Annotated in this window: 11 protein-coding genes and 1 riboswitch; of the genes, 3 read left to right on the plus strand and 8 right to left on the minus strand. The window is 59.7% G+C overall.

The features are described from left to right. Positions 1–130: 130 nt before the first annotated feature. Positions 131–244, minus strand: a riboswitch (TPP riboswitch). Between the two features lie 74 nt (positions 245–318). From mgtE to OBACDRAFT_RS13810, 5 genes are all read right to left on the minus strand, one after another. Then, complete coding sequence (gene mgtE / locus OBACDRAFT_RS13790) at positions 319–1,701, minus strand: magnesium transporter (protein WP_043586529.1); 1,383 nt, start codon at positions 1,699–1,701, stop codon at positions 319–321. Between the two features lie 48 nt (positions 1,702–1,749). Continuing rightward, positions 1,750–2,160 carry an OsmC family protein gene (locus OBACDRAFT_RS13795; RefSeq protein ID WP_043586531.1) on the minus strand — a complete coding sequence of 137 codons (411 nt, stop codon included), beginning with the start codon at positions 2,158–2,160 and terminating at the stop codon, positions 1,750–1,752. Positions 2,161–2,219: 59 nt separating this feature from the next. Continuing rightward, the gene (locus OBACDRAFT_RS13800; RefSeq protein ID WP_043586533.1) at positions 2,220–2,933 is read right to left on the minus strand and encodes a type II secretion system protein; all 714 of its coding nucleotides are present in this window, start codon (positions 2,931–2,933) and stop codon (positions 2,220–2,222) included. Between the two features lie 30 nt (positions 2,934–2,963). Then, on the minus strand, positions 2,964–5,987 hold the full coding sequence (locus OBACDRAFT_RS13805; RefSeq protein ID WP_043586534.1) for a sugar-binding protein: 3,024 nt from the start codon (positions 5,985–5,987) through the stop codon (positions 2,964–2,966). A 129-nt stretch (positions 5,988–6,116) separates the two neighbouring features. Then, positions 6,117–6,983: a PEP-CTERM sorting domain-containing protein gene (locus OBACDRAFT_RS13810; protein ID WP_043586536.1), complete on the minus strand. Its 867-nt coding sequence runs from the start codon at positions 6,981–6,983 to the stop codon at positions 6,117–6,119. A 103-nt stretch (positions 6,984–7,086) separates the two neighbouring features. Here OBACDRAFT_RS13810 and OBACDRAFT_RS13815 point away from each other — a divergent pair, with 103 nt between their 5' ends. Beyond that, on the plus strand, positions 7,087–8,190 hold the full coding sequence (locus OBACDRAFT_RS13815) for a LacI family DNA-binding transcriptional regulator (protein ID WP_043586539.1): 1,104 nt from the start codon (positions 7,087–7,089) through the stop codon (positions 8,188–8,190). A 43-nt stretch (positions 8,191–8,233) separates the two neighbouring features. Continuing rightward, positions 8,234–9,025, plus strand: coding sequence for an alpha/beta hydrolase (locus OBACDRAFT_RS13820; protein ID WP_043586540.1), 792 nt, complete (start codon positions 8,234–8,236; stop codon positions 9,023–9,025). Between the two features lie 263 nt (positions 9,026–9,288). Here OBACDRAFT_RS13820 and OBACDRAFT_RS13825 read toward each other — a convergent pair whose 3' ends face one another. Further along, complete coding sequence (locus OBACDRAFT_RS13825) at positions 9,289–10,023, minus strand: HAD family hydrolase (RefSeq protein WP_043586541.1); 735 nt, start codon at positions 10,021–10,023, stop codon at positions 9,289–9,291. A gap of 9 nt (positions 10,024–10,032) precedes the next feature. After that, on the minus strand, positions 10,033–10,494 hold the full coding sequence (locus tag OBACDRAFT_RS28280) for a hypothetical protein (protein ID WP_043586542.1): 462 nt from the start codon (positions 10,492–10,494) through the stop codon (positions 10,033–10,035). Here OBACDRAFT_RS28280 and OBACDRAFT_RS25445 point away from each other — a divergent pair. Beyond that, a complete protein-coding gene (locus tag OBACDRAFT_RS25445; protein ID WP_157837076.1) occupies positions 10,493–12,031 on the plus strand; it encodes an SGNH/GDSL hydrolase family protein in 1,539 nt (512 codons plus the stop codon). The two genes, OBACDRAFT_RS28280 and OBACDRAFT_RS25445, sit on opposite strands and share 2 nt — an antisense overlap. Here OBACDRAFT_RS25445 and nuoB read toward each other — a convergent pair. After that, positions 12,015–12,899, minus strand: coding sequence for an NADH-quinone oxidoreductase subunit NuoB (gene nuoB, locus OBACDRAFT_RS13840; protein ID WP_081722049.1), 885 nt, complete (start codon positions 12,897–12,899; stop codon positions 12,015–12,017). The two genes, OBACDRAFT_RS25445 and nuoB, sit on opposite strands and share 17 nt — an antisense overlap. Between the last annotated feature and the right edge of the window lie 40 nt (positions 12,900–12,939).

Here is a 12,939-nt window from a genome sequence, read left to right on the forward strand (position 1 = left end):
TGTGTTTGTGGTGTTCGAGTGAGTGGCGGTGTGCATGAGCGGAGGAGGCGGTTGGTCGGTGTTGTGCATTGGCTTGCGGCCTGCACTGCCTCCGGTAATGCGATTCCCGATACGTGTCTTGGTTGAGATTTGTAATCGGGCCCGTTTTCCCTTCGGCGGTGCTAACCGCATCAGGTTCGAAGACTATGGGGACGGATCGTGTCCCTTTCTCAGCCCGGCGCCCCGGGTTCGCCTAAACGAATTGGTGAAGGCGCACGCAATGCCGGTATGCGTGGCTTGTCAAGCGGCGCAAGGGGGGCGGGCGAAGTCGCAATCTTGTTACAGCAGGGTTCCGTCGAGGAAGAGCCATGCGACGCTGAAATAGATCACGAGTCCGGTGACGTCCACGAGCGTGGCAACGAAGGGGGCGCTCGATGTGGCGGGGTCAAAGCCGAGGCGTTTGAGTATGAGCGGGAGCATGGAGCCGACGAGGGAGCCCCAGAGGACGATGCCGATGAGGGAGGCTCCGACGGCGCAGCCGATGAGGAACCAGTGGGGGCCGTATATGGTGGAGAATTGCGCCCAGATGATGATGCGGAGAAATCCCACCGTGCCGAGGATGGTGCCGAGGGCGAGGCCGGCAAAGAGTTCGCGGTGCATGACGCGCCACCAGTCGCGGAGGCGAAATTCGCCGAGGGCAAGGGCGCGGATGACGAGGGTGGCGGCTTGCGAGCCGGCGTTGCCTCCGGAGGAGATGACGAGGGGGACAAAGAGCGCGAGGACGACGGCTTTGGCGATTTCGTCCTCGAAGAATCCCATGGCGGTGGCGGTGAACATTTCGCCCAGGAAGAGGACGACGAGCCAGCCTGCGCGTTTGCGGATCATCTTGCCGAGGGCAATGGAGATGTAGGGTTCGTCGAGGGCTTCGCTGCCGCCGAGTTTGTGGATGTCTTCGGTGGCTTCGGCTTCGGCGACGTCGAGAATGTCGTCCACGGTGACGATGCCGATGAGGCGTCCGGTGTCGTCAGTGACGGGGAGGGCAACGCGGTCGAGTTTGCGGGTGAGGTTGAGGGCGCGTTCGCGGGTGTCGGTGGCAGATAGGCGGACGACGTTGCCGTCCATGAGTTCGCGGACGTGCTGGCCGGGTTGCGCAAGGAGGAAGCGGCGGACGCGGATGTCGTCAATGAGGTGTCCGTTGGCATCAACGACGTAGATGATGTTGAGGGTTTCGCGGTCGCTGCCTCGGGCGCGGATGTGGTCGAGCGCTTCGGTCACGGTCCATTCGGGTCGGACGGCGATGTAGTCGAGGGTCATCATGCGCCCGACACTGTTTTCTGGATACGCCATGAGTGCCTCGGCTTCGGCACGGTTTTCCGGCGTGAGCATGGCGAGCAGTTGCATGGCAACGTCAAGGGGTTGCTCTTGGAGGAAGGCGGTGCGGTCGTCGGGGGGGAGGGCGTTGAGGAGGAGGGCGGCTTGTTCTTGGGAGATGAGGCGGAGGAGGCGTTTTTGCGCGCGCGGGTCGAGGTAGGTGAATACGGTGGCGGAGAGGTCGCGCGGGGCAATGCGCACGAGGGTTGCCAGGTGGGGTTCGGGGAGGGTGGCGAGGTGAGGGGCGAGGTCGGCGGGGAGCCAGCGCGCGGCAAATCGGCGGAATGCAAGGGCGTCCTTGCGGGCGAGGATGTCGGCGACGGCAACCTTGATTTGGTGAGTGTCGGACATGGCAGGCAGACGCAAACGCAGGGCGTCCTGGTTGTAGTTGTTATTTCACTACTCAGCCCAGTTGAACTGGATGTTTTTCTCGACGGAGGGAGCGAGGCTGTTGTGAACGGGGCAGCCGTGGGCGGCGCGTTCGAGGAGGGCAAAGGGGATTTTTCTGGCGGAGGCGGGGAGCCAGAGGCTGACGTTGAGGCGGGCGATGCTGCGGGGTTGGGTGGTGGTCATTTCCTTGGTGACTTCGTAGCGAACGGGGTCGAGTTCGTAGCCGTTTTTGCGGGCGACGATTGCCATGGTGGTCACGATGCAGGTGGCAAGGGCGGTGGCAACGAGGTCGGTGGGGGAGAAGGTCGCGCCTTTGCCCATGTTGTCGCGGGGGGCGTCGGTGTTGAGCAGCGCGCCCGATGGTTCGTGGGTCGCAGTGCAGTGGAGTTCGCCTTGGTAGTCGCCAGTGATTTTGACCATAAGCCCGCAAGCGCAGCGGATGCGGGGCGCGGGGGAAAGCGCGAAATCTGATTTTCCGCTCAGTCTTTGCGTTTGTTGAAAGCGGTCAGGCGGTTGTCGGTCAGGTAATCTTTGCGCTGAATATTTTTTACCGACCCATCCACGTAGAGAACGTTCGTGCTCGAACTTTTATCGTGCGAAGCAGTGGTCAGGGTTTGCGGCACAAAATCCGTAATCACGGCTTGGATCGGATCGATTTGACTGACCGGCACTCCCATGCCCCTGCCATTTTTGTCACGCGTGCTGTCGTAATACTTGTGCCCTGCCGTGTAAAAATATGATCCGAAACCGTTGTTTGTTTCCCAACTTTCCGCAGTGGGATAACTGGGGCATCTAAAGATTTTTGAACGATTGGGGCCTTTGATGTTTTTGCCGGAAACAGTTCCCAAGTAACCTTCATATTGCAGGTAGCCGTAAGCAACGGGTGATCCGCTTGCCGTGTCACCGTCCCATAGACAGCGACCGTCGTTAAGGTATGCGGGAGGGATGTTGCCTGATTTTCTGTCGTTGGAATAGGCAAGCAGGGCGACTCCCATCTGGTGCAGATTGCTGATGCATTGTGCTTTTTTTGCTTTTTCCCGGACGCTCCCGACAACGGGGATAAGTATCCCTGCGAGGATACCGATGATGGCTATAACCGTCAGAAGTTCGATGAGCGTGAAGCCGCCATGTCGCACTGTTAAATGACGGGGTGCTTGATGCGAAATGTGGGATGCAAGGGGATGCGTTTTCATGGCATGTGTGATTTGGAGTTTGGGTGCGGGTTAACGGAACGAAAGCGTCGGGTAACGTTGCGGTGATTTGGGATCGGTAATGCTGGGAGCGATACAAATGTAACTTTCACGCACAGGGCCGTCGTTGTCATTGACGAGCAAATTGAAGCGGAAACCGCGCTGGCCGGTATCCATGGAAAGGCCGATGGCGGAAAACGGGATCGCTGCCTCGTAAGTCGTCGTCTTTGCCGCTTCATTGCGACTGGCAACAAGCGTGATGGCCGAAGCGGTTTTGGCGGCGTCGAAACCGTCCGGGGCCAGCCAGACAAAAGTCTCGCTCCCTCCGTCATCACGGAGCGTCAGGCCGATTTCCCACAGACCCGACTGGCCGGGGAGTTGGAGGGCCATCTGCACGTTGTCGCCATTGAACACGCCGGAGCCGCGATGGGGTTGCACATGCACGTCGTCAGTAACGACGACCTTGACCCGGAGGTCGGAGCGGTCGCGGGCGAGCCAGATGCATGCGCTCAAATCCTGCGGGCCTTTCCAGTAATAAGGCTCGTTGGCGGGAGCGGAGGGAACCAGACGGGTGACTTGGGAGGCGTCGCGCAGGTCGAACGTGGGCGCGGACGAAAAACCGTTGTTGGGAATGGAAACCGTGGTGCGTATTTCCCGGGGGACCGTGCCAGTCCACAGCAGGGAGCCGTCGGATTTGCGCAGGTCGGCCTTCAGAAGAATGGTCGAGGGACGTCCGGGGAGCGAACGGAAGCCGTCCGCCACCCGAAGCGGGATGGCGATCTCGTCGCGCAGGCCGGGTTGAAGGAGAATCCGCCGTTCGAGTTCGTTGCCGGAAAGTCCCTTGGGCAGCGTGTAGGCCAGCGAGAAGGTCAGCGCCTGCCTCGTCGGGTTGCGGAGGCCCAGACGGATGATTTGTTCAGCGCCGGGCACGACGTTGAAAGCTCCGTCGCCGCCGATGAATTCCCCAGCCATAACGGGCTCTGTATCCTGTCCGATGATACGCAGCGTCGCGGGATTTGCACCGATGGACCAGGCGAGGGACCCGTCGAGAACGGGAAGCGGCGTCTCGTTGCCGAAAAGATCGACCGATACTGCCTTGCCTGTGATGCCGGTGAGATGAAGCAGGCGGTCGCTCGAATCGTTGCTCCAGGCCGGGAGCAGAAAGCCGTTGTCGCGGGAGCGAAAAAGAAAGGCCTTGGCTGCGGAGTCTGGATCAAGGGCGCGGAGAAATTCCGCCTCGCGGAAATATCCGGCCAGCATGTTGTAAACCCCGTAGGCGGGTTTTGGAAAAAAATCGTGTGTAAGCAGGCCATAGTTGTGCTCGACATTCTTCGGGTCGAAGCCGTCGTTGCGCAGGTCATACCAAGTGTAACCGATCGCGCCATTGGCCCAACTGACCAGCAGTTTTTTGAACAGGGTCGGGCCTTGCCCAAAGTGACCAACCCAGTTGGTCGGAGCGGCAGTCTCGTTGGGATACCACGGCGCAGAAATGTCGAACTCCTTGCGCATATCCAAGAGCGCGTTCATGTGCGGCATGTAGCCATTGAGCGGACCATGCCCGTGAAATGCGATGACATCATAAAAACCCTTGGCTTGGGAAAGCAGGTGGCGGACGAAATTGGTCTGCCGTTCGTTGGAAACCGTTCCGGAAACGCCACCGCTGAGGATGGTCATTTCTGGGACGGCCTGCTTCACCTCGGCATAGGTGCGTTTGAGAACATCGACATAGAATGCGGGGTCATTTCGGAACGTGCTTTGGATGTCCGGCTCGTTCCAGACCTCCATGTAACGGATACGGCCCCGGTAATGTCTGGCTACCTCGCGAACAAAGGTTCCCCAGTCGTCCAGGACGCGATCCGTGAGAAATGACTGATGCGCCCAGTTGGGCACATAGACATAGATGCCCTGCATCTCCATGTCGTATTTGTCATAGACGCTCATCAGGGAATCGTAGCGATTCCATGTCCATGCGTCGCGGCGGGGCTGCACGTGGCGCCAATAAATGTCTTCCCGATAAATTTTTGCCCCGCACCAGGCGGCGGCGAGGGCTTCGCGTTCCTGCACAATTCGCGGGTAGTGTTGGGTGTGAACGGAGAGTCCGAACAGGAATCCTTTGCCGCGTCCGGACGTGGGGCCGGATGGTTGCATGTAGGAATAGCTCAAGCGCTTGGTATGGGACGGAGGGGGGGGGGGGGGAGGGGCACTGTTACTGCCGTCGGTGAATTCGCGCACTTGGGCATCGATGGCATAAACGCCAAACATCTTGGGCGGAGGCAGCGCAATGCGTTTGGACGCATTGGGGGCGAGAGCGAAACGGTGCGCGTTTTTGCTCAGGACCTGTCCTTGGGAATCGTTTATTTTGTATTCAAAAAGCAATTCGCGTTTGTCGGGACGCTGGTTGCTTACACGCAAGGCAGCGTTTTTTTCCTCGCCGGGAATGATGACGTGAATTGCCGAGCCTGCGCCTGTTTCCAATGTTATATCAGGCGGGGCGGAAATGTTTTCGAATCGGACGTCGCCAAAGCCAAGCCATCCGGGGCCGGTGTCGGCGGGGAATTCGGACGCGAAGCCGACAAGGCTCATGGGGAAATCGATTCTCTTGTTGGCGTTCTTGCTGCCCGGCCACGTTCCGACATCGGGCGCCACGTCGGAATCAAGGGAGAACGGGATCGTTTGCCAGCCCGCCGTTCGAGTATCGAGCGGCATCCGGTATTCCAAGTGTTCGCCTTGGTTGTCACGCAGGCGGAGCTTGAGGTTGCGGGCCTCGCAATTTTCGGGGACGTAGATGCCGACCTTGACGACGGCCTTGTCAAAGCGGGGCAGATATACGGGCTCGCGGATGGTAAATTCGAAATGCTTCGCGCGGCTGCTGTCCCAATGGAAGCGCATGACGGGTTTCCCGTCCGGCATCGTGTCATGGGAGCTGTCTTGCCGTTTTTCCTGCCGGTTTTGCACAATGATTTCGAAATCCAGCGGATCACCGAGGTTGCAGATAAGCTCGGAGTAACCGGGAGTCAGGCAACAGACGGCGGTGAGAAAAACGGTGAGGGTTCTCATGTTGTTTTGGAGGAGATGCCAAAAACACTCGCAGGCGAATTGCTCCCAGTCGCTTGCTTTTTTTACCTACGATGAAGCGGGAGCCTCTCGCCCTTTTGGGCGCAACAAAGGATGGGAGGAGACGGACACTTACCGGCGTCGCCTGCGGGACAGGGCGATGGCTGCCAGAGCGATGCCGCCAAACAACAGCGCGATCGAAGACGGTTCGGGAACAACTGTGTTTGCAAGCGTGCCAGTCACCAGCAGATCATCAAAGTTTGGGTTGAAGTTGCTTCCCGAACTGCCTGTCCCGAATTTGCCGCCGAGTGTTATTGTAGTGAATTCTGAATACTTCAGAGATGATAAGATCACAGAAAAAGACGCATTTGTTGAGCCTGCAAGCTTCGTATTCGTAAGCGTGAGATCGTTACCCTGGATTGAAAAAGTAAAGGAGTGTTTGTCGCTTTGGCCTTGCCTGAAGCTTGTATCTTGGGAGCCAAGCAGCGTCCATGAAGAGGTGTCGGACAGGGTATTGATCTCGAAGAACTGGATGGTGCCTGATCGGGAAACGGCTGCGACGTAACCTTGCCCGGAGGCATTGAGAAGCCCGAAATAGCTCCATAGAAAGCCATCGGTGCTGTTGCCGTTTGACCAATAGGTCGTGACCGTGAGCGATGGATTATTGATGTAGAGTCCGGCACTCAATAAATTGCCATCGCGAAAATCCCGTTTCACGAAACTTGAGACGCCGTCTGACGATCCTGTCCAGCTTGCCTTGATACGGCCATTGATGAGTTCCCATGTGCCTATCTCGGAGTTTTTGGAAAAGTAGTCGTTGGCACTGGTGGCAGTCGAAGTGATCGCTTTCGCAGTGGCACCATATGCGCTGAAGTCATTACCGTAGGAGAAGGATTGAGTCTCAGCGCCGGAGCTCACAACCGATATTGCGCTCGATAGCATTGCGGCGCAAGCGATGCGGAATAACGAAACTTTGAAATGAAGTAGTGGAGAGGTCATGATATTGGAGGTTTAGAGTTTTGACGAAACGAAAGGGTTGCCTCCGGCTCCTAAAAAGGAAGGTTTCCTGCAGTTATCACGATCACCAAGGTCAAGCTCGCCGATGAAGACCATTGCATCGACAACACTTCGCATGCCCACCACCCGGGAAATCGCCGCCGCCTGCGGATGCAGCCAGCCAACCGTATCCTATGCACTCAATGGACATCCGAAAATTCCTGCCGCCACGCGAGAGCGGGTGCTGACGGCGGCCCGTAAGTTGGGGTGGCGGCCCAATGCTTTTGCCTCCGCCTACATGGCGCATTTGCGGACACGGCGGACACCGGTGTTTCAGGCGACGCTGGCATTTCTTGTCGCCAACAGGCAAAGCGGACGGATCGGGGATCAGGGGATGCACATGCAGCGTCATTTCGCGGGGGCAAAGGCGAGGGCGGAAGAGCTCGGCTACGGGCTGGAGCCGGTCTGGCTGCACGAACCGGGCTTGACCGCGCGGCGGCTTAATCAGGTGTTGCGGAGTCGCAATATCCCGGGGTTGCTGATTCCGGGACTCGTTCATCCGAGCAGTATTTTTGAGGGAATCGAATGGGCGCACTTCGTGGCAGTGACCATGGCCTGGTCCCTCAAGGCTCCGATGCTCAACCGGGTGGGCGTAAACGCCGCGCACGGTTTTGACCTGATGCTGCGCAAGGCGGTGGACTTGGGTTACCGACGCATCGGCGTGGTGGTGTCGGACGAATACGATGCGCGCGTGAATCACGGCGTTTTGTATCCGGTCTTCTATGCACGGGAACGCTGGGCGGCGGAGATGAGTGGCGTGGAAATTCGGGTTTGCCGGTTTGCCAGGTCTCACATGGACGAGATTCCCCGTATCCAGAAATGGCTTCGGGAAAACAAGCCGGATGTAGTGCTTGCGGAAGCCACGGTGGAACGCGCCATCAGGCAGATGAACTGGCGGGTGCCGCAGGATGTGGCGCTTGTCAGCGTGGATCGTGCGCCGGAGTATCCGGACCTTGGCGGATTCAACCAGCACCACGAATTGCACGGTTCGGTGGCGGTGGATTTGTTGGTGGGGCAGATTTTGCAGAACGAGCGGGGCTTGCCGTCGATCCCGCGCGAGGTGCTGGTCAAGGGTGAGTGGGCGGATGGAATCAGCGTGCCGCCCAAGGCGGAAATCGCTGCGCTGGGCGGACGGTCAGCGCGGTTGTGACGGCTTGCGTTGGACCGGACGGGAGTGGTTAAAACACGGGCATATGGCATGGTCCACGATTCACTGGAAAAGCGATGTGCTCGGTAAGCAAACAACGGCGCAGGTGCTGCTGCCCGATGTGGGCAAACCTCCTTACGCGACGTTTTATTTGCTGCACGGGTTATCCGATGATTCGACGAATTGGTTGCGGCGGTCACGCATCGAGGTATACGCGGCGGGGTTGCCGTTGATCGTTGTCATGCCGGATGGATACCGCGGATTTTACACGGACAATGATCAGGGGCCGGCTTACGCGAAGCACTTTGGCGAGGAATTGCCGTCGTTCGTGGAACGGACGTTTCACGCGAAGGCGGCGCGGGGGGCGCGCGCCATCGGCGGGTTGTCGATGGGCGGCTACGGTGCGTTGCGCATCGGGCTGGGTTACGCGGATCGGTTTTGTTCGGTCAACAGTCACTCGGGCGCTGTCGGGTGGGGGCAGATCGCGGGCGCGGCGGACTACAAACGGGCGGCAAAGGCGCGGGGTTGGGATGACGCGTTCACGGCGGAGATGCGGCGGGTGTTCGGGAGTGGTCCGCGCGGGGGGGCACATGATTTGCTGGCGTTGGCAAGGCAGGCGCAGGCAGCGGGGCGTTTGCCGAAGTTGATGCTGGATTGCGGCACCGAGGATTTTCTCATCGAGGACAATCGGGCGTTCACGCGGGCGCTGGCAAAGCAGGGTGTGCCGCATTCGTATGCGGAACATCCGGGCGCGCATACGTGGGATTACTGGGATGAGCATATCCGCGAGGCGCTGGCGTTTCACGCGAAGAATCTGCGGTTGAAGCTGACGAGCTGAAAAGTTCACCACAGAGACACAGAGGCACAGAGTTCAATCCGGAGAGAAACAATCATGTGGAAACATCCCCCCCCCCCCCCCCCGTTTGCATCCAAAAATAAACTACAGACTCCGCCACACATTCTGCCGCTCTGATACCATCTTCCGATCAGAAATATCTCACGCGGAGACGCGGAGGCGCGGAGTTTTGTTGTTTTTCCTCCGCGTTCTCCACGCCTCCGCGTGAGCTCTGTGGTTAATTTTTCAATTTTCCACGTCTTGCGTCACGCCAGGGTGCGGCTCCAGGCGTCGATGACGGGGGGGAGGTCGCGGATGGTTTTGAGTTCGAAATAGCGTCCGGCGTGGTCGGTGGGGGAGGGGGGGGCGGCGCGTTCGTGGTCCCAGATCAACGGATACGGCACGAAGGCTCCGGCTCCGCCAAGGGCGAGGACGGGGAGGATGTCGGATTTGAGGGAGTTGCCGACCATGAAGAAGCAGGCGGGCGCGATGCCGTGGCGGCGCAGGATGGCGGCGTAGGTGGCTTCGTTTTTGTCGGATACGATTTCGGTGTGCGCGAAGTGGGCCAAAAGTCCGGAGCGGGCGAGTTTTTGCTCTTGGTGGCGGAGGTCGCCTTTGGTGATGACGAGGAGGCGGTCGATGCCGTTATGCGCGGCGAGGGTGGCGAGCGTTTCGGTGACGCCGTCGAGGAGTTCGACGGGGTGGGTGAGGATGTTGCGTCCGAGTTGGAGGATCTGGCGGATTTCGGCGGCGCTGATGCGCCCGGCGGTGAGTTCGACGGCGGTTTCGATGGCGGAAAGGGTGAAACTTTTCACGCCGTAGCCGTAGAGTTCGAGGTTGCGCATCTCGGTGGCGAAGAGAGTGCGTTCCACGGTGACGGCGTCGTGATGGTGGGCGAGCAGTTCGCGGAAGCGCACATGCATGGCTTCGAAGAGGGTTTCGTTGTGCCAGAGGGTGTCGTCGGCATCGAAACCGATCACGAGTTCGCGTGTGGCGGACATGCGTTGCGATCAGTGGCCGAGCTGGCCGTTGGTGTTGCTCTGGAGGATGATGTCTTCGCCTCCGTAATTGACGGCAATGCGGCTGGAGAGTCGCCAGGAGGCGCCGGGGGTGCGCTCGGCGTCATTGATCAGATTGCGTCCGAGGACGTTGGTGGGAGTAACGAGGACGGTGCGTTCGACGGTGCTGAGCGGGGGAAGTCCGAGGGGAGTTTTCATGAGGGCATGGCCAACGAGTTGCCCGGCGAAATAGACTTCGTGTTCGGCGGCCTGGATGGCGATGGGGCGGGTGCTGTCGTTGACGTAGAGGATTGTGGCAGTGATGTTCTCGCTGCCGGCCGACTTGATGTGGCTTAGGTTGGCGTCGAGGCCGCCGACTTCGGGCGGGGTGGTGCAGCCGACGAAGAGGCTGGAGGCGGCGAGGGTGGCGATGAGCGCGATGGCGGGATTGAGGAGGCGAAGGAGTGATTTCATGCAAGGTAATCAAACAGCCTGCACCGCCGCTTCAAGTCTGGCGGTGATGGACTCCAAAGTAGGGGAGGGGGGGGGGGGGGGCTGGAGCTCCGCTCTTCGAGTGAGGGCGGATTGGATCGTCTATGAGGGTTGTCATGCGCGGCGCGGCCTGTTTGTCTGGCCGCTTCTTATGAAAAACCCATCCCTCTTGTTTTGCCGCGCGCAGTCTGGCGTGCGCGGATTGTTGGTCGCCGCCGCCCTTGTTTTGGGCTGCGGCCTGCTCCACGCCGATCCGGCGCGCTGGACGAAACAAATCGATGCCTTCACGGCTGCCGACCAAGCGAACCCGCCAGCCAAGGGCGGCATCATTTTCACCGGGAGTTCCACAATCGCGATCTGGAACAAAAATCTCTCGAAAGATTTTCCAGACTACAACGTCGTCGGTCGCGGTTTTGGTGGTTCCACGATTGAGGACGCGGTGTTTTACGCTGATCGCACCGTGTTGCCACATGCGCCGCGCATGGTGGTCTTTTACGCGGGCGAAAATGACATCGCGGGCAAGAAAACGCCGGAGCGCGTGGCGGATGATTTTGCCAAATTTTGCGACATCGTGCTCAAGGCACTGCCAGAGACGCGCATCCTTTATGTGTCGATGAAACCGAGTCCGCGCCGCTGGGCGCTCCAGAACAAAATGGACGCCGCCAACGCGCTTATCGCCGCCTACTGTTCGCGGACCTTCCGCACCGCGTTTCTCGACATGAAGCCCGCCATGATCGGGCCCGACGGACAGCCGCGCTCCGAGTATTTCAAGGACGACAAACTGCACTTGAACGACGAGGGCTATCGCGTGTGGCGCGCCGCCATCGCCCCGCTGCTCGCCCCTGAAGTGACGACCGTGCCCGCGCCTGTTGCTGGAGAGTCCGCCGCCACAAGCACGACTCTCGCAGTCGAGACAACCACCGCTTCCGCCGTTACGTTTACGACCACCGCCGACATCCTCATCGACTTTGGCGACGGCAAAAAGACCACTCCTGCCACCGGAGGCATTGCTTGGAACAACATTCACATGGGCAACCAAAACGCCGCCGCGGGTCATGCCTTGGTGGATGTGAAGAATGCCGCCACCGGGATCACCCTGCGCGTCACAAAACCCTTTGGCGGGGCCAACAATGCGGGCGTTGCCAGCGGCGGGCGTTATCCGGCCAGTGCTTCGGGTGACAGCTTGTTTGGCAACACCGAGGTGTTCTCCAAAAAATCCAACATCTTTCCCGAAATTGCGTTCAGCGGACTCGATCCAGCGAAGAAATACGCCTTCACGTTTTTTGCCTCGCGCGGCGGGTCCAAGGACAACCGCACCACTCGCTACACCATCGCGGGGGCGACCGAGTCCGTTGTCGAACTCGACGCCGCGAACAACAAGGACTCCACGGTGACCTCCACCGCCATCGCGCCCGCGGCAGACGGCACGCTGACCATCGCGATCGCTCCTGGTGAAGCCAACAATAACGCCAACCACTTCACCTACCTCGGCGTGCTCGAAATCAAGATCGCGCAGTGACGGAGGGCGGGGGCTCGGCTGCGGACGCGGCTGCGATTTTCGTCAGCGATTTCTGCTCCTCCAGCCGGCCCAGCAGGCGGAGGAGTCCGTCGAGGATCGTCAACGGATGGGGCGGGCAGCCGGGGATGTAGAGATCGACCGGCACCACGGCGGATGCTCCGCCGAGTATTTGTGGGTTTCCCGCAAAAGGACCGCCCGAGATGGCGCATGCGCCGGTGGCGATCACGAGTTTGGGATCGGGCACGGCGTCCCAGGTTTTTTTCAATGCGAGTTCCATGCCTTGCGATACGGGTCCGGTGATGAGCAACCCATCGGCGTGACGCGGTGAAGCGACAAACTGGATACCAAAACGAGACAGATCCCAGCCGATGGTGCCAAGCACGTTGACATCGGCTTCGCAGGCGTTGCAACCGCCCGCGCTCACCTGGCGCAGCTTGAGCGAGCGACCGAAAAGTTTGCGCAATTTCTCATCAAGCGCGGCGGCGAGCCGGATTTGTTCGCGGCTTGGATCGGGTGCGAGGATGAGGTCGTCGCGTTGCCGCGTCGCCATGCGATGGTCGCCAGTCTGCACGATCGCGCCGTCGGGACATGCTTCGATGCATTCGTTGCAAAACAGGCAGCGTCCGAGGTCGAGTGTTGCGAGTCGCGCGCGTTGGCCGGTGCGGTTGCCGGTGTCATTGGTGTTTGAATACGTGATTGCCCCTGTTGGACAGGCGGGGGCGCAGTCCGCGCAGCCGTTGCATTTCGTCGGGTCGATCCGCAACGCCCCGCCATGCCGGTCGGGCAACGCTGGCGCGGGCCCATCCGGGTAGGCCATCGTGGCGCAGCCGCGTTTCAGGCGATGAGCGATGGTGTCGAGAATGAACATGGATTAAGACAATCGGAAGTTAACCACAGAGACACGGAGA

It is taken from the genome of Geminisphaera colitermitum TAV2 (genome assembly GCF_000171235.2).
In the GTDB taxonomy this organism is placed as follows: Bacteria; Verrucomicrobiota; Verrucomicrobiia; order Opitutales; family Opitutaceae; genus Geminisphaera; species Geminisphaera colitermitum.